This is a genomic window from Zobellia sp. 1_MG-2023, from assembly GCF_030549125.1.
Taxonomy (GTDB): Bacteria; Bacteroidota; Bacteroidia; order Flavobacteriales; family Flavobacteriaceae; genus Zobellia; species Zobellia russellii.
The window spans coordinates 1-18,204 of sequence record NZ_JAUOSY010000014.1; the positions used below are offsets into that span (position 1 = coordinate 1).

At 38.1% G+C, this 18,204-nt stretch carries 16 protein-coding genes; 2 read left to right on the forward strand and 14 right to left on the reverse strand.

All coding sequences use genetic code 11. From position 1 onward, the window contains the following. Positions 1 to 75 precede the first annotated feature (75 nt). On the reverse strand, positions 76 to 1,332 hold the full coding sequence (locus tag Q4597_RS19030) for a HEPN domain-containing protein (RefSeq protein WP_303407706.1): 1,257 nt from the start codon (positions 1,330 to 1,332) through the stop codon (positions 76 to 78). Between the two features lie 122 nt (positions 1,333 to 1,454). On the opposite strand from Q4597_RS19030, the gene xerA reads away from it, so the two are divergent. Continuing rightward, a complete protein-coding gene (gene xerA / locus Q4597_RS19035) occupies positions 1,455 to 2,273 on the forward strand; it encodes a site-specific tyrosine recombinase/integron integrase (RefSeq protein ID WP_303407707.1) in 819 nt (272 codons plus the stop codon). Between the two features lie 105 nt (positions 2,274 to 2,378). Here xerA and Q4597_RS19040 read toward each other — a convergent pair whose 3' ends face one another. The 13 genes from Q4597_RS19040 to Q4597_RS19095 form a co-directional block, all read right to left on the reverse strand. Beyond that, positions 2,379 to 2,555 carry a hypothetical protein gene (locus Q4597_RS19040; protein ID WP_303407708.1) on the reverse strand — a complete coding sequence of 59 codons (177 nt, stop codon included), beginning with the start codon at positions 2,553 to 2,555 and terminating at the stop codon, positions 2,379 to 2,381. Next, on the reverse strand, positions 2,552 to 2,653 hold the full coding sequence (locus Q4597_RS19775; protein ID WP_368506689.1) for a GTP-binding protein: 102 nt from the start codon (positions 2,651 to 2,653) through the stop codon (positions 2,552 to 2,554). The genes Q4597_RS19040 and Q4597_RS19775 overlap by 4 nt, the downstream gene beginning before the upstream one ends. A gap of 36 nt (positions 2,654 to 2,689) precedes the next feature. Next, positions 2,690 to 3,169: a DUF4625 domain-containing protein gene (locus Q4597_RS19045; protein ID WP_303407709.1), complete on the reverse strand. Its 480-nt coding sequence runs from the start codon at positions 3,167 to 3,169 to the stop codon at positions 2,690 to 2,692. Positions 3,170 to 3,228: 59 nt separating this feature from the next. Next, entirely contained in the window at positions 3,229 to 4,044 is an 816-nt protein-coding gene (locus Q4597_RS19050; protein WP_303407710.1) for a DUF4625 domain-containing protein, read from the reverse strand. An 86-nt stretch (positions 4,045 to 4,130) separates the two neighbouring features. Continuing rightward, positions 4,131 to 6,500 (reverse strand): TonB-dependent receptor domain-containing protein, encoded by a 2,370-nt coding sequence (locus tag Q4597_RS19055; protein WP_303407711.1) that lies wholly within the window; start codon positions 6,498 to 6,500, stop codon positions 4,131 to 4,133. A 183-nt stretch (positions 6,501 to 6,683) separates the two neighbouring features. Further along, on the reverse strand, positions 6,684 to 6,926 hold the full coding sequence (locus Q4597_RS19060) for a hypothetical protein (protein ID WP_303407712.1): 243 nt from the start codon (positions 6,924 to 6,926) through the stop codon (positions 6,684 to 6,686). A gap of 558 nt (positions 6,927 to 7,484) precedes the next feature. After that, a complete protein-coding gene (locus tag Q4597_RS19065) occupies positions 7,485 to 8,891 on the reverse strand; it encodes a metallophosphoesterase family protein (protein WP_303407713.1) in 1,407 nt (468 codons plus the stop codon). 23 nt (positions 8,892 to 8,914) lie between these two features. Beyond that, on the reverse strand, positions 8,915 to 9,766 hold the full coding sequence (locus Q4597_RS19070; protein WP_303407714.1) for a glycerophosphodiester phosphodiesterase family protein: 852 nt from the start codon (positions 9,764 to 9,766) through the stop codon (positions 8,915 to 8,917). A 10-nt stretch (positions 9,767 to 9,776) separates the two neighbouring features. After that, on the reverse strand, positions 9,777 to 10,733 hold the full coding sequence (locus Q4597_RS19075; protein ID WP_303407715.1) for a glycerophosphodiester phosphodiesterase family protein: 957 nt from the start codon (positions 10,731 to 10,733) through the stop codon (positions 9,777 to 9,779). Between the two features lie 9 nt (positions 10,734 to 10,742). After that, a complete protein-coding gene (locus Q4597_RS19080; RefSeq protein ID WP_303407716.1) occupies positions 10,743 to 12,131 on the reverse strand; it encodes a RagB/SusD family nutrient uptake outer membrane protein in 1,389 nt (462 codons plus the stop codon). A 12-nt stretch (positions 12,132 to 12,143) separates the two neighbouring features. After that, the gene (locus Q4597_RS19085) at positions 12,144 to 15,626 is read right to left on the reverse strand and encodes a TonB-dependent receptor (protein ID WP_303407717.1); all 3,483 of its coding nucleotides are present in this window, start codon (positions 15,624 to 15,626) and stop codon (positions 12,144 to 12,146) included. Between the two features lie 125 nt (positions 15,627 to 15,751). Continuing rightward, a complete protein-coding gene (locus Q4597_RS19090) occupies positions 15,752 to 16,744 on the reverse strand; it encodes a FecR family protein (RefSeq protein WP_303407718.1) in 993 nt (330 codons plus the stop codon). Positions 16,745 to 16,824: 80 nt separating this feature from the next. Next, positions 16,825 to 17,352, reverse strand: a complete 528-nt coding sequence (locus tag Q4597_RS19095) for an RNA polymerase sigma-70 factor (protein WP_303407719.1) — start codon at positions 17,350 to 17,352, stop codon at positions 16,825 to 16,827. Positions 17,353 to 17,696: 344 nt separating this feature from the next. Here Q4597_RS19095 and Q4597_RS19100 point away from each other — a divergent pair, with 344 nt between their 5' ends. Next, positions 17,697 to 18,152 carry a response regulator gene (locus Q4597_RS19100; protein ID WP_303407720.1) on the forward strand — a complete coding sequence of 152 codons (456 nt, stop codon included), beginning with the start codon at positions 17,697 to 17,699 and terminating at the stop codon, positions 18,150 to 18,152. Positions 18,153 to 18,204 lie beyond the last annotated feature (52 nt).

Below are 18,204 nucleotides of genomic sequence, written 5' to 3' on the forward strand. Positions count from 1 at the left end.
AAAAAAAGCCCCGTAAAGAGGCTTATATGAATCCGTTCCGTGGAGAATCAACGGCTTGTGCAACGGTTACCATTGTTAGCTGCTGGCATATTTACGCTTCTTTATTTCTGCTTTAACTTTGTCAATTCCCATTTCCATCAGTTTTGGTGTCGATATGAATTTGCGAACAATTTCTTCTGCTAAATTACTAGCGTCTTCAATATCAAAAGATGTAAATTCCTTTTTACTCCCGTGTACAATAGAACTTCGTATTGCATACAATTTGGTAAACAATTCATCAATTTCTAGTCTTTCTTTTGGGTTCTTACCAATAAGAAATGCTATTGATTCTCGCATTCCATATGTTATTGATGGACTAATAATACCAACTTCGTTAAAATTCATTAACGCCTCAATTGCAAATAGAAATTGAATGAATGCTTTTTCTGGTTCTAATTCGTGTTTTGCTTTACCAATCCATTCTATTGAATTAAGCAAGCGAGTTTCTAATTTACTAGTATTTGCTTTTTGTAAAATCCTCCAAATTGCTTTAGTTTTTTTATCATTAGTCAAGAGGGTTTTGTTTAAACGTAAAGTTCTATAATTACCAACAATTTTAGTGTGACCTCCAATTGCCTCATTTGAAATTACTTTGCTATCGAGCCAATTTTCTTGTCTTAGTTCGAAAAAGCCAATTTCATATAAATCACGAAACTTGTTACAATGTTCAGAGTGTGTAAAAAGAAACCTAAGAATATTTTCTAATTGTTTGAATTTATCATCTGCTATTTCATTTGCGCGGTCATAATCTCTAGATTCAATTTTATAACTAACTAAAACTTTTTTAAAATGTTCGTTATAGAAGGATGGATATACTTTGGAAAATGCAATAGGATACTGCTCTTTTATTACTTTGGAGTGTTTCGGCCAGTTGTAAAAAGTAAAATCATTAATTGTAATGGGTTGATGAGAAGTTATTTCACAACCTTTAAGTTCTTTAAAAATCTCATATTTTGTGATTTTTCTTTCAGAGAATTTAGTCTGAAGTTTTTTTAATTCGTTCGTGTCAAATTTGTGACTTTGTTCAATACTTCTTCTAAGTACTGCAATTATGCCACTTTCAAAAGTTTCGTAGCTAATTGTTTGATAAATGTCTGTTCTGTTTTTCCAGAGTTTTTGACACAGTTTTTTGAATTCAACAATTCTTTCCCTGCCAGAAATGACAATCAGAAACTTATCCGGTTGTGGTCCATCAATTTGTCCATAATATCTTGACATTTCGCCAGTATTTTCATAATTACTTGAAGTATTTATGAGTTCCGAAATCCTATTTAATATTTCTGATATTTTCAATTATTGCAGAATTTTTATTTTGCTTGCAGCTAACTAGTGGATATGCGGCAAATTCCACATAACCATCGTATTAGGTTTAAATTTAATACTTTTTTAGAATTAATTAGTATATTAGACATAATATGTCCATTCCTGATTTTGTGAAAATATTGGAGGTTAAACGGTATAGTAAAAATACGATTGACAGTTATTCTTCAATTGTAAAGATGGCCGAGCATTTTTTCCAAAAAACCTTAAACCGAGTGAGCGAAACGGAGCTGCAAAGGTATTTTTACCACATGGTGCATACCAAAAAAGTTTCTTACTCCTATCAGAAACAGATTGCAATGGCGTTGAAGCTCTACTATAAGGAGATGTTCAGGCAAAATATTAATCTAGAATTTTTATTTCCCACTAGGAAGCCTGAAAAACTTCCTGTAATAATTTCAAAAACGGAAATTCTAAAAATCATTCAATGTGCCAATAACGTTAAACATAAAAGCATGATTGCCCTTACCTATAGTGCGGGTTTGAGGGTTGGCGAACTAATAGACTTAAAAATCATGGACATAGACTCATCTAGGATGGTTATACATGTTAAATCTGCAAAAGGCAACAAAGACCGCATAATTCCCTTATCCGAAAAAATTCTAGTTATGCTTCGTATGTATTACAAAGAATTTTCACCAAAGCTCTTTTTGTTCGAAGGTCAAAAAGGGGGAAAGTACTCTAGTTCAAGCTTTAATAAATTACTTAAGGCGGCGGCAAAAAGAGCAAAAATCAATAAACGGATTACAGCACATACCTTAAGACACAGTTATGCTACGCACCTTTTGGAAAAAGGAACTGATATAAGGGTAATACAAAAACTACTCGGTCACAACTCAATTAAGACAACAATGATTTATACCCAAGTTGCAGAACCTACTTTGTTAAATGTGGTCAGTCCTTTTGATGATTAAAGCAATCGCTAAACTCTGTTGATACACGTATTCCTGAAACTATCATACTAATAAGGTAAAATGCGGTCATTTAGTGATTCTATACTGTATGAGGGGTAAAGATCATTAAAACGTATTTTCAGTCTCCGCCGCTTCAAGCATTAGGTAGTGCAGGTCCATATTTTTTATAAAGGGTTTCAACATCTGGCTTCTTGGTCCGTACATGGCCTGTGATACATAATCGGTAGAATGCTGCATACCGGTCCAACCCACGGAATTATGTTTTAGTTGTATTTTGGTCAAAGCTTTAAATAAAAATTTTCTTTCATGTGTAGAATATGATTTAACAATGAAGTTTTTCCTGTGCCTAAAAAACCAACTATCGTAATTATCGCTTCCATATGGTAAAAAGGTTTATTTAAGCTTATAGATGTTTTTTACTCCACGATTTTTATATCTATGGAAGTTCTACCTTGCCAGCCGGTTGCATCTGTAACCGAATAGGCACAGTGGTAATCGCCGGTATCAACATCGTTTGGTATGGTTACGGAAATATTAATTTCGTAACTGGTCAGGGAGCCTTCAATTGTATAGTTTTCAACAAAAATTAAGGGATTTACAGGGGATTGAACTTCGCCCAATTCACATTTCGTTACCTGATCATCGTGGGTATGATGGTCAAAATTATGGTGGATATCAATACTGTAAGCGGCCAGTTCACTGTTATCGGTCACCATGGCCCTAAAATTATAGGTTTCTCCTCTGGTCAACAATGTGCAACCTTGTGGAAAACCTTCTGTATAATTAACGCTGATAGTAGGCTTTTCTTCATCTATGTCATCACTGTTATCGTTAGAGCATGCAGCGGTTAACAAAATAAAGGATGCTAAATAGAAATATTTTATTGAGAACTTCATTTTATGCGATTTAAAACCGCTTAGCACTTCTAAGTACTATGCGGTGTTATTGGATTTAGTTACTCGGTAATAATTAAATGCGTGTCATATTCTTTAGTATTGCCATCTTCATCTTCAACAGTAAACACCATGTGGTACTCACCTGCAGGAGCAGTAGCCGGCACATCAATATGTTTGTGGAACTCGGCATCGGTCAGTTCGTGGTATCCTTCTGTGTACTCAGATTCAAAATGCCACTCTTCTTCGCCTTCGGCAAGCGTTAGTCCGTGTGCGTGAATATCAACGGTAATACCATGTATACCGTTTACGGCACAGATCATAAATTCGGCATGAAAATCTTCGCCTCTGGCAACGGTTTCATCAATTGAAAAATCGCTTAAAGTAATAACGTCCATAATTTCAAGGTGACCTTCTACCTCTGTGCTGTTCCCTAGTTCATCGGTTGCCAAAAGTTCAATATGGTATTCACCTGAAGGAATATCTGCAGGGATATCTATATGCTCATGAAATTCTGGATTAATTACTAAGTATTTAGCATCCGTAAATACCTTTTCAAATTCCCAGTCCACTTCTCCTTCTTCAGCAATTACGTCATTTGAATGAATTGAAAGTGTTATACTGCTTACGGTAGCTTCTGCACTGATTTCTGCCGCTAAATGGATGTCAGAACCCTTAAAGGCATATGCTTCTTCTGATTCATGGTCGTGGTCTTCACCTTCGTCATGGTGACCTTCGCCATATTCAAAGCTGGTAATGACGGGAGCATTCATTTCAATAGCTCCATCATCATCACTACTACAGGATTGTAAAAAGAGTCCGGCGGAAGCAACGATTGCTAAAAATTTTAAATTGGGTTTCATACTAGTTGTTTTCATAGGTTTTAATTTTTAATTTGATTACTGATTACTGATTACTGATTACTGATTACTGATTACTGATTACTGATTACTGATTACTGATTTTAAAAAGGTATTGTTAGGGATAATGAGATGTTTCTACCGGCTTCTGGAACATCTATGAGTCTGTAGAAGCTGGTGTGATTAAAATATTTAGTATCGAATACGTTGTTCAGTTTTACCCGCATTTCCAGTGGCAGATCGTTCTTGAAAACATCTACTTGCGTTAAAAAAGACATGTTCAACACCTGATAGCCGTCCGTCTTTTCTTCCGGAGGTACAATTTCTTCCTGGGCCGCTGTAATTCTAAAATCAGCGATCAATTGCGGCTTCTTAAAAAATAGCAGCTTGTTGAATTCATATCTAACGGAGAGCAAGCCGGATAATGGAGGGGAAAACGGCAATGTAAATCCTTCCTTTGCGCCACTGGTCTGCTTGGAATACACGTACTCTACAGAGGCATCTACCTGTAGGTTTTTAGTAATGGCAGTGCTTGCGTTAAACTCGCCACCAATTCTAAAGACCTTGGCTTGCGTATACTCATAAATCTGTATGGTTTCGTAATAGCTTGATGTTGGGTTGAGGTAAATGTAATTTTGAAATAGGTTTACAAACGGACTCACACCTACGGTAAATGATTTCTCTGTATGGTCTACGGCCAAATCCAGCTGATACGATATTTCCGGGTCCAAATCGATATTCCCTTTTTCATAACGGTACATATGATAGTTAACACCGTCCGATGCCAATTCATTAGCCAATGGCATTCTAAAGCTTCGGCCAACGTTTATTTTGTAACTGGTTTTATTTTTAATGTAGCTGAGGCCTAGAGAGGCACTAAGGCTACCAAAATCCAGTGTTATGTCTTTTGACCGTTGCAGGAAAATGTATGATGTAGAGCCGTCCTCGTTATTTACGGTGGAAGGGAACCAATCATAATACGCTTTGGTATCTACACGGCCAACATCATAACGCAGGCCTGCTAGAACATGAAAATCAGAATTGAGCTTAAACTGATTGTAAGCAAAAAGACCAGCGGAAAAGCGGTTGTATTCGGGAATTAAAAATCCCCATCCGCCTATATTGTTGTTCTGGTACTCCGTATTTAAACCTACCACCATATCATGTTGATCAGTGGGTTGAAAGGCATCCCGAAAATTTAAGGAGTAGGTATTTTTAATAAATAATCTTTCTTTGGTTTCCGGAGGTGTTGGCATATAGCCATGAGGAACAGGCTCAGAATGTTCTTCCCGGTTATTGTTCTGATAACCAAGGTCTAGGTGTAGATGATGCTCCCCAACACTTATTGAAGTATTGTTCGTGATTTTAAAGTGATTGACCTTGTGATAGGGAAGGTCTATATCTCTGCTAGAGCTGTCATAATCTATACTGGAAGTTCTAACTTCTAAACCATGTGCATTTGCAAAGAATCCGTTTTTGGCGTTAACATTACTAAATATGGTTTCAGATTTTACGCCATTAGAAACAAAACCGATTCCTAGACTTGCATCTGCTTCGTTTCCGGCCGTATTCCTTAAATTATTTTCATGCAATTCAAATATGTAATTCTCATAATTGATCTGGTCTGCCGGCACCTTATAGTCGCCATAATCCCTATATGTTAGACGCCCGCGATAAAACCATTTGTCTTTTCTAGCCGTAACACCTGCAGAAACACCTAGCAGATCATTGTTGCTTTCGCCTAGGATATTCACTTCGCCATCAAAAGAATTGGGTAACGGTGTTTGATTGGGTTGTATGTCAACAACTCCGGCAATAGCATCAGATCCGTATAATAAAGAAGCCGGACCTTTGATAATCTGTATGTTTTCGATACCGTGCTGGTCAATTTCCAAGCCGTGGTCATTGCCCCATTGCTGTGCTTCGTGCTTTATGCCGTTCTGTACCACGGCAACCCGGTTAAAACCCAGTCCGCGAATTACGGGTTTGGATTGGCCCGAACCAATATTTATAGTGCTGACCCCAGCTATTTTGCTCAAGGTCTGCATTAACGTGTTTTCCCTGTTCTGATCAAGAAATTCCTTGGACACTGACGTAGTGACTATGGGAACTTCTAAAGCTTCTCTTTTTTTGGTTTTTCCATTGACTTTTACTTCGTCTAGTACGGTAGCGGACTCATGCAAGAAAATTTTTAGTTCTTCCATATGTTGACCTACATCAACACTAATGGTTTTAGGTTGGCAACCAATGTGAGATATCGTAAAAGTGTACGTGCCATTAGCCACATTATTAATAGTAAAAGCACCATTTTCCGTGGAAACGGCATACAAGTTTTTACCTGCAATTGTAGCGCCCTGTGCGGGCGATAAGTCTTTTGCGTGCAACACAATTCCTTTAATTTGAAAAGTTTCTTGTGCAAAAGCTGTGGCGCATAGACTAAAGAATAGCCATATACCCAGTATTTTATGAAACATAATGGAGTACTAAAAGATAACAATCTGTTGTCCCAAGAAAGGGGCTAGGTGAGCCTATACTTAGAGCTGTTGAGGTAAGTAGTTAATTACTTGGTATATGGAATCACGACCATAGTTCTAGAGCAAAAAACAATTGAACTTTTGTGTATGAAACTAACCAGTAATTACAGCGTATAGGAGTGCTTAGTGTTGAAATGGCGGCGGCCGGGAAAAAAGCTGGTTCGTGGCAATAGAACTTGAACCGACAAAGCTATAAATTTCGGTAACCGTTTCTTGAAGTAAGTATATTGTATTCTGAATTGCCGAATACTGAGATTCAGGAGTAGTAGCGGGAGTTAAATTAATGGTGTTTACATAGAGACAAATAGAGCATTCCACACCATGGTCATCTTCATCTGTATGTGAAAATACGTGAAGGCCTGCCATTTTTGTAGTAATGAACAGGGCAAGGAGGAGAAACGTTATACTATTTCTTAAACGACCATTCTTCATTAGAAAAACTACTGAACTAAAAATATTATGAATCTAACCTTTAATAAAACTATTGCCTGCAATTGACTGTAGCTTGTAAGCTTTTGTTGTTCACTATAAACGCTCATTAACTTATGGTCCAATGGATACTTTACTATTGGATTCTCTTATGTTCAATGGCTGTGTGACACAGCCGTTACGTCGGTAAAATTAATAATAAAAAACATTAATGCAACTGAATTGCGATTATAATGCAATTAAGATGCAATAATGACTAGATAAAGGAGTGTCATAAATTCTAATGTGCAAGTGAAATTAGGGTAGGTAAGGCTCTTTGTTGTTTTTTATGAATAGTATTATAGCATATAACTGAAAAAACCTTAAAGGCGATAACACCATACATTATACAAAAGCATGTTCCATTGCATAATGACGATGAGGATTCATTTATACACTAATGCGAAATTTTATTTTCTATTAAGGCGTTGTAAGGGTATAAGACCACTATAGAATTTACTCCCCAATCAGATCCTTTTTCAACCTTAAAGGAAGTTCTACTTCTTGATTGATGAGTTTTTTTGCTCCGGTATCATCTTTTTGTAATTCAAAACTATCGTACAATCCTCCTAAAGGTGTAAAGGCTTGGTATTTTATGGTGTTTTTAGAAACCGTAATAATCTGGAACAATTGAGTGAATTCACCACGGCGGGCCATCCATTCCTGATCTTGGGATTCATACATTTTAGGACCACTAACGGATACGGCATAGATTGTCCCAACATCTGAAATAATGGTTTTGCCTTGATCTTTGTTTAAGTCGTTTCCACGGGCATAGGTATGGTCATGGCCTTGCAGTACTAAATCCACCTTGTACTTGTCAATTAAGGGTTTTAATGCTTCCCGTAATACTTTGTTATCACGCCCCTTAGCGGTAGAATAAATAGGGTAGTGCATAAAAAGCGTTATCCATTTACGGGTATTTGTGGATAGGGTTTTTTCAAGCCATTCCATTACTTTTTTACGAGATTCAGGGTGCTCGTCAAACTGTTCCGCATCAAAGGAAATCAACTTCATGTTTTGGTAGTCCAGTGTATAATAGGTTTCCATGTGCTCCAATTGAGGTCCGTTTTGTGGCAGGTTAAACTGGGGTTTCCACAGTTTGGAAAGCTCCCCATCCTTATACTCATGATTACCGGGCGTCATTACGCTTGGTACTGTGGCGTGAATGTAGCTGCCTGCGTAAAACCATTCACCCCATTCCTCATTGGATTCACTATGGTTGATCAAATCACCGGCATGCAGCATAAAATCAACATCTGGCACCATTTTGTAGGATTTGCGAATGACTCGGGACCACATGGATTTTACATCGTTCTGCGCATCTCCAAAATATACAAAGCTAAAAGGGGTATTTATATCTGCATCGGGCATTTCTATTTGAAACCATTCGCTCCAAGTATTCGCGTTCGGCGTTCCATATCCAACACGGTATACATAAATTTTACCAGGTTCTAGACCGTCTACCAAAGCCGAGTGGTAAGCAGCAAGCACTTTGGGTTCTTTGTCCCGTATATTTTCGTTCTCGAACAGTTGTGTTTTGGCCAATATTCTCCTAGAATTACCGGATAGTCTTAATTCCGGTCCGTGGGATTCTAGGGCAACTTCTACAAAAGCGGAATCTACGGATTGTTGGGTGCGCCAGTTTACGGCAAAACTGTGGGCCGGGTCCGCAGTTAGGTTAACGATAATGCGATCAGGAACTTCAGAGGGAAATATTAATTTATGACCGGCTATCTTAGAAAAAGATTTGTAGTGGCTGTGGCCATGGGTATTAAGTTCTTCGTTGTCTTGAGCATAACCAAGATTTACGATTAACAAAGTTAGAAGGCTTAAAATAAGGGTAAATGGTTTTAGTTTCATCTGATGCGGCATTATGGAATAGGTTACTTTTCGATTAAAAGAAATTCATTTAATTCCTCTGGAAGGTCTGTTTGAATGATATTAATGTTTTTTAGCTTTAATAAAGCTTTAAAACCGGAATTTTTCTCGGTTTTTTCCATGCCGTCATATTTGCCCAAAGCATTCATCCATACTCGAACGTTAGCATCTAAAATATGCTTCATAAGTGCATCATCATAATAACTTTCATCAACGTGGATGACTTTTATGTAATTCCACTTTAGAATTTCTTCTACTTCATCCTGGCTATGGGCCCTAGGCATAATTTTAATGTCCGGACTTTTCTCATGAAGTTTTGGAGATAGTTTATGATCGTACAAAAAGAAGATAATCTGCCCTTCCATATTATGTTTTTTGATTAGCGAAAGGGCTTTGTCAATATGTTTAGGAGCAGCTTTAAAGTCCACATCAATTAAAATTTTCCCTTTTGTTTCCAAAAGCACTTCTTCAAAAGTAGGAACCTGTTCTTCGGTCAAGTGGTTATTATGTTTAAGATGAAGTTGCTGTATTTGTTCATAACTGAGCATCTCAACTTTACCAGTACCATTGGTGGTTCGGTCTACGGTACGGTCGTGCATTACCACTAATTTGTCATCTTTGGTAACCCTGATGTCCAATTCAACAATTTCTACTCCCAAACGGATGCTTTCACGGATGGCAGCAATTGAGTTTTCCGGATAATTCTGGTGAGCGGCCCTATGGGCCGCCACTAGAATCTTTTTGGGTCGTTCATTAAAATCATGTAGAATACTATCTGCCTTAGTTGTTTGACAGAAACCTTGGTTGAAGCACAAAAAAGCAAAAACAATAGTGCTAAGGTTTATTTTTAGATTCATTTTATCAATTTTAATTCACGGTTTTCATGGTTCTTAAACCTTTGCTTTCAAGATAGTGTAGCAATTCTTCAGGTCTATCCGTCATAATCGCGTTGGCACCTTGTTCCACTAACCAGCCCCATGCTTTGTCAGGACCTTGCAACAGAGCCATTTCATCTGTTCTACCAGCACATAATTCATCCCAGAGAGCAATTGCTAAAAAACCATCTCCATTAGTTTTCATTTGTGATTTGGCTATTAAAAGCGGTTCAGCTTCTTCAGTGTCAAAGATAGTTTCGTAGTAGAACGGATCAATGTCTTTTTCAAATCCTTGGTATAGCTCTTTTACTTTTGGATTCTTGTACCAAAGTTTGGGCATGTATATGATGCTATCCATAAGGGAACCGTATTTTTGGCGCATCACCTTAATGTCATCATTACCTTTAAAAATAGCATGGTCTACGGTTCCGGTCTTCTTTAAAACTTCATACGACTCCCTTACCCATTTACTTTCGGTCTTGTCCAAGTTTACCATAACCTTACCTTTTACCAAGTTCATGACCTCCTCTAGTGTGGGCACCTGTTGGTTGGAATGCCTAACTCCAGCAGCATTTTTAAGGCGAAATTGTTTTATCTCCGCCAAGGTCAACTCACTTACTTTTCCACTTCCGTCAGTTGTTCTATCCACCGTAGTGTCATGCATAGCCACTAGATGACCATCTTTAGTAAGCCTAAAATCCAATTCAATTACATCAATACCCAAGTCAATACACCTTTGAACGGCCATTAATGAATTTTCAGGTGCATAGCGCCAATCTCCTCTATGGGAAATGGCAACGATATATTCCGCAGACGGATTTTTAAGCTGATGTAAAATTTGCGTGGCTTTGCTTTTGGATGCGTTGTGGGACTCCTGTCCCACAACCATTTGCATTCCAAATATCAAAAACAAAAACCCTTTAACGGTGTATTTTATCTGTTTCTTCATATTCTATTCTTAGTAACCTGGATTTTGAACCAATGCCGGATCTGCCGCAATTTGACTTGCGGGCAGCGGTAGTAGTAATTTGTTGGCATCCGTGATGCCCAAAACGGACTGTGCACGACCTTGGCGTAATAAATCAAACCAACGGTGACCTTCCCAAACCAACTCTAAACGTCTTTGTAAATCAATTTCAGCAAACAATGAGGCCTTATCCGTACCACCGCTATAATCCCCAAGATCAGCTCTGTTACGAATTTCATTCAAGTAAGTGGTAGCTTCCACGGTGTTACCCAATTCGTTTTCTATCTCGGCCAACATAAGAAGCACATCGGCGTAACGCAATACCACCCAGTCACTAGGGGAGTCACCAATCACGGTTGTGGGAACGGCAATTTTATTATTATAAGCTAAACCGGATTCCAATTGTCCTACAAACACTCCTTTTCGGGTATCTGCATCATCGTACAATGCGAAGAAATCAGGTTTAAGTACGCCATGCCCTTTGGTACCGGCCATACCGCCATCCTGTCTTCCGGTTGGGTTGAACATTCTATAAGCATCAGAACCTTCGCCATTAGAGTTTATTCCTGAAGCGTACTGCACCACAAATATGAGCTCTTCATTAAGTTCGTTATCAACTGAAAAAACTTTATCTACCGCAATTAAATCATGTGCGTTAGAGTTCACCACTTTTAATAAACTTTCCTTTGCGGCAGAGTAATCTCCTAGGGTAAGGTGTACTTTACCCAAAAGGGTCTGTGCTGCCGTCTTTACAACGCGTCCTCTGTTGCTGTCATTGCGAGAGGGGAGAGCACCTTCCGCAACTTCCAAATCTGAAATAATCTGGGTGTAGACTTCCGCAACAGGTGTTCTAGACTGGCCAAAATATTCCTGTGGATTACCAACTTCGTCTATAATAAGGGGAACGTCTCCAAAAGTTCTCACCAAATTAAAATAAAGCAAAGCTCTAATAAACAGCATTTCTCCGGTACGTGCCTGTTTTAACTCTGCGTCTTCAAACTCTACTTCTTGAATTCTACTGAGCACAATATTGGCTCTTTGGATCCCTTTGTAGGTATCCTCCCAAACGTTAGCAATAAGGCTGCTTTGTGGAATTACTATAAAATCGTCCAACATTCCGTAATTGCCACCATCATTGGCAGGAGTTTCATCATAGGCATCTTCACCGGGCAATTCTCCCACAGCGGGCATTGCCGTGTCATAGACCCCTGTAAATTGCAATGTAGCGAACACCGCATTTACGGCTTCTTCCATTTCAGCCTCATTGGCGTAAAAGTTATCGGCAACCTTGGTGGTGGTCGGGTTCTGTATTAATTCTTTTTCGCAGCTTACCAGTCCCAGTGCAAGAACGGCAAGAGTTAAGGATATATACTTTTTCATTTGAATAGCTTTTTAGTATGAGATTTTTAAACCAATTGTATAGGTCTTGGAAATAGGGTAGTTGCCACCGGAATTGTAGCCGGACGTGAGTATGTCACTAGAAGTTCCATCAGGGTTCCAGCCTCTCCACTTAGTTGAGGTGAATAGGTTGTTTCCAGAGAAATAAACCTGCAAGCCGGAAAGTTTAATTCTCTCCAATAGATTTTCTTGAAAATTATAACCTACTCGTAAGTCTCTAAACCTGAAATAATCCCCATTGTTCTCTTCTACGGTAACAGAGCTACGCAGAATTTTTCTAGAGTTGGAAAAATTACCAAAGTTGGGTTGTCCCAAAAATCCATCAGGATTGTTGACAGGGTGGTACCTATTATCAAAATAATACTTTGTAGGAACCCCAAAACCTTCTCCGGATTCTGTTATTGAACTTAGGTCGCCATCTAATAATGTTCTTCCTTCAACACCTGCAAAATTGGCGCTTAAAGTAAAACCCTTATAATCCAAGTTTACACCAAAGCCATAAGTAAAGTCTGGAGCATACGTGCCTTTGGAACTCTTGTCCTCATCATCTATAACACCGTCATTATTAATGTCAACTACTTTTAAATCGCCCGTAAGCGTACCGTCCAAATGTGGTGTAGAATCAATTTCTTCTTGTGTCTTGAATACACCATCTAAGGTGTAGCCATAGATTTCGGCTATAGGTCTACCAATCTGGGTTGTAAAAAGTTGGTCCCTACCTGTAGCAATTTTATCTTGACCTGGCCCAAGAGCAATAACTTTGTTTTCATAGGAGGTTAGGTTGGCGTTAAATCCAATACCCAATTCTCCTACTTTAAAATTGTTCCCTGATATCTGAAACTCCCAGCCTTGGTTTTCCATCTCTCCAATATTGGCCAATACATTATCATAACCAGTTTGCTGTGGAACAGGAACATCCAATAGCAAATCTTTGGTGTTGGTTTTGTAATAGGCCATATTAAAGTTCAATTTATTGTTGAACAAACCAAGGTCTAGGCCAATGTTAAAGGAAGAAGCTATTTCCCAACCCAAATCTGGATTAGGAGCAGATGTGGTAATATATCCTGGTGCAATACCACCATCAAATACATAGTTGGAATCCGTTACCAATGCTTTAGAAGCATAGGTGCCGATCTGGTTATTTCCTGTTTGCCCCCAACTGGCCGATATCTTACCGAAACTTACTACATCATTTTGAGGAAAAAAGTCTTCTCTGGTAAATACCCAACCGGCTGCAACGGATGGAAAGTTACCCCATCTATTGTTGATTCCGAATCTTGAAGAACCGTCGCGACGAATAGCTGCCGATATTAAATATTTAGAATCAAAATCATATTGCAAACGAGCCAGGTAAGACTCTAACGTCCATATACCTACATCCGCCGATGCCGTAAAAGCACTAGCACCCGCAATGTTCTGAATGTTATCATCTGCATATCCGGTACCTATTACCCTTGTATAATCCGTATTTTCCTTTTGAAAAGTATAACCACCTAAAAGGTTAAGGTGATGTTTCCCAAAACTCTTGTCATACGTTAAGGTATTCTCTAACAAATAGTTGATTTTGTTCTGTTTGCGTTGTTCTCCATTGGCATCTGCTCTAGGGGCTGGAGTTCGGTATGATCCCACACCAATAGGGTAATAGTAATCCCGTACATAGGAATCATAATCTCCGCCTAATGAGAATTTATAGGTTAGTCCCTCCAGAATTTCTGCATCTATAAAGGCATTACCAAAAATCCTAAAACGTTTTTTAACGTCCGTAATTAAATTGGCTGTGGCAATTAGGTTTTCAACCGGCGTACCGTTAATACGAACGCCTTCAACTTCATGCTGTTCGTGTACAAGTTGATCACTGATATTAATGCTTCCATCTGAATTGTATGGACTATAGAATGGGAAATTAAGGACAGAGAGCCCAAGTACACCATTACTACGGCTACCTTGGTCAACCGAGTTTTCAATGGAATACGTAGGCTTTAAGTTAATGCCAAATTTGACCTTTTCCGAAATTTGGCTCTGAAGGTTTACAGATCCTGAGTAGCGTTTAAAATCCGTACCAACAACAACACCTTCTTGATCATAATATCCTAAAGATGTATAGTACGTTGTTTTTTCATTTCCTCCGGAAACAGAAAGTGCATAATTTGATAAAGCGGCATTTCTAAAGCCCTCATTGATCCAGTCAGTATTCACAAGACCGGGCTCACCATTTAAGTAGGGAGTCAACTCCGGCAAGAAAAGTTCACGGCCGTCAATCTGTTTTCCATCAATTAGTTTTGTGACCCTTACCGAATTTGTATCCGTTTCGCTTCTATTAGCCGGGTCTTTGGAGACATAGCCCCAGTTTCTAGCTTCCGTTAGGAATTGAGCAAATTCATAACCATCTACCAATTCCACTCCGGAACTTTGCTGTTGCACGCCGCCATAAGTTTCTAGTGTTACCGTTGTTTTTTGATTACGGGTACCGGATTTGGTAGTAATCAATATTACTCCATTCGCAGCTCTTGAACCATAGATAGATGCAGAAGCGGCATCTTTTAAAATATTGATTTCCGCAATATCGTTAGGGTTTACAGAACTTAAAGAACTGCCTTCTGTAAGCGGAAAACCATCAACTACGATTAACGGGTTGGTACCTGCAGTTAGCGTTCCTGTACCTCTAATAATAATTTGAGAATCTGTACCCGGTTGTCCGTTAGATTGGTTAATTATTACCCCAGAAATTTTACCTGCCAGTTGCTGATCAACCGTAGCAGCTGTCACATTTTCAAGTTCGCTGTTTTTTATTTCTGAAACCGATCCAACAACTTTGGCCCTGGCCTGTTGGCCATAGCCAATAAGCACAACTTCTTGTAAGGCAGAGGAAGCCATGGATAATTTAATGTCTATCTGTGTCTCGTTTCCTACGGGAATATATTCTGTGTCGTAACCAATATAGGATACAACCAGTACCGCATCCGGCCCCACATTAATACTGTAATTGCCATCAAAATCCGTAGCTGTACCATTAGTAGTTCCTTTTTCTACAATAGAGGCTCCGGGTAAGGGTTGGCCGGTTTCGTCTAGAACCCTTCCTTCAACTTGTTGAAAAATTAGGTCAACAACTTTCTTTTCGGTTTGCTTTCGTCGATCTATGGAAATATTTTCATCTATTCGCCTAAATGCAAGACCTGCGTCTTTGGCCAGGATTTCCAAAACTGATTTTAACGAGACTCCTCTGTAATTAAAGTTGTACCTATTTTTTAAATTGGTAATGGAACGCCCATAAACAAAGTTAAATGCAGTTTGTTCCTCAATAGTTGAGATGACCTCTTCAATAGAGGCATTCTTTAGGGATAGTTCTACAGAAACTTGGTCTAATCGTTGTGCTTCAACCGTCGATGCAAAAAGAGGGTTCATTAGCGCAACAATCACAAGTAGAACGGTAATTTTCATTGTCAACGCAATAAATTGTTTAATACTTAGTGAATTCATAACTTCACAGAATGTTTAATGGTTATCTATTTAATCGTTAAATGCTATGCAGTCTGTTGATCCTCGCCAAAGTGTCACAGGCTGCTTTTTTGTTTTGAGTCTATCTTACATGGTCGTTAAGGGTTTTAATGGTTGCATGATCCTTTAAATAAAATGGTGTTATTTTCTAAATACTCGTAGTCCATACCTTTGATGGCAAATTTTATACTTTCTAAGACTACGTGAAGTTTTGCTTTTTCGTAACGAGCCGTAACATGGCAGTTTTTAAGAGATGGAGACTGGAAGTCTATTTCAATACCATACCATCTGGTTAGCATTTTTGAGGCTTCTAGGAAAGTGATGTCGTTAAATCTGATAATTCCATTTTTCCAATCTAGATAGTTCTCATTGGCAACGGTAGAGGTGATAAGTTCATCCCCCTTTTTACTGTACTCTGCCATCTGATTTGGCGTTAGATATACCGTATTAATGTCACCATCCTTATTTTCTGATTGTACGCGTACTTTTCCCGTCCTGACCGTAACTGATATATTTTCACTAAAATCGTAAGCGTTTACATTGAACGAGGTTCCCAATACTTGGGTTATTACGTTTGCGGTATGTATTATAAACGGTTTGGAGGGATTTTTTGCTACTTCAAAAAACGCTTCACCGTTGAGTTTTACCTCTCTTTCGGATAGATTATTGAAATTTTCGGGAAACTCAACACTACTGCCAGCGTTTAAAGTAATTTTTGTTCCATCTTGTAGTGTTAAGGTGGAACGCTGCCCCCATTTAGTAGATTTAGTTATAAATTCTTGTGCAACTACATCTTCTTTTTCAAACGGATTGATGGTATAAAAAGCAGCGCTTAAACTAAATAAAAGCAGAATCATTGCGGCTGCAATTTTCAACCATTTATAAGTGTTGGGGGATTGGTTTTGGGTAGGGGTTATTCCCTTTTTGATAATGTTGGAATATATTTCGGATTGAATACGGGACTCTTCGTCTAGCATCTGCATTGTAGCGTCCGTATTAGTATAACTATCAAGAACTTTATCCAAAAGCTCTTTTTCCTCTTGGGAACAGTTACCTGAAATGTACTTATCTATTAAATTTTGAAGTTCTTTTTCCGTCATTACTATGGTGCTCTATAAGTAAGAGTGAAAAAAGAGGGGTAACCCTAAAGAAAAAGGAGTCCTTTTTGAAAAAAATAATTTTATGAAGCAATAACAGGTGTTAACTGTTTGATCGATTGGGTTATATGGTATTCAACGGTTTTTATAGAAATATTCAATTCATGAGCAATTTCTTTGTTAGACAGATCATCATATCTGCTCATAGTGAAAATTTGCTTGGTCTTTAATGGCAAGGTATTAATGCAACTTTCAATTTTGAATTTGGTTTCTTTAAAGTCCAATTCTCTCTCTGTGTTGTTTTCTATATGGACAAGATTTACCTGAGTTAGTAAATCAGTATAATTTTTGTTTTTCCTGATATATTCCAAACACTTGTATTTAGTAGCAGAAAATAAATAGGATTTTACATTTTTGATTTCTAGTTCCTTCCTTTTGGTCCAGAGATTACAGAAAACATCTTGAACTACATCTTTGGCTTCCGTTTCGTTCTGTAACAGCTTTAAAGAGAATAGATAAAGGCCTTTCCAGAGCCGGTCATAGAGTTGCTTAAAAGCAACCTCGTTGTCTTTGAGAGTGAGCAAAAACAAATTGGCATCTGAGATTTTCATAGGTGTGGTCTAACACCTGCAATGATACCTAGATAAGTTAAGGCATATATTACCTTAACTTTAATTTTGTCTTATAATAACTTCAACTCAGTGTAGCCTGTATTGATTAATTGGTCTTTAAGAACCTATCATCGGTTTGATTCGGTTTATCATTTAGTTCGGTTCCGGGTAAAGATATTCTTATGCCAGTATTTCAAATCGATTAATTAAAATTTTTATTGGTTCCATTTTCATCGCCTGTTGATTATATCTTCGTTTGTTAACTCTCTTAAACTACCGCATCTGTAGTGGTGGTTATTTTATAAAACCCGTTAGGGCATTCGTTAACATAAAAGATTTACTCAATGATTACTTCAAATATCACTACCGACAAAAAATGGTCCGTATTCTTGGCGGACGATGATGCCACTGATCAAGAAATATTTAGTGATGCCTTGGCTGAAATTAACGCTCCAATTTCCTTACGCACTTTTAACAATGCTTTAGAATTACTTAAGGAACTTGAGACCGGCACTGCTTTACCTGATGTTATTTTTTTGGATCTTTACATGCCTGTAATGGACGGTAGCGACTGTCTAATTAAAATCCGTAAGAATCCATTGTTTCAGAATGTTCCCATAGTCTTATATTCAACCGAATTTGATATAGACCGTATTGAGGAACTTTTTGAATGTGGAGCCAATAGATATCTAAGAAAAACCGCGTCGTTTGAATCTCTTGTGTCGTCTCTTGAAAGAACGCTTGATTCATTAAAAAGAAATGCAATTAGTGGCCCCGCATTAATTAATATTGTGGTCTGATCATTTTAGGAAAGGGGAGACTCATTAAGGTCTTATTTGTTTCATAGTATTT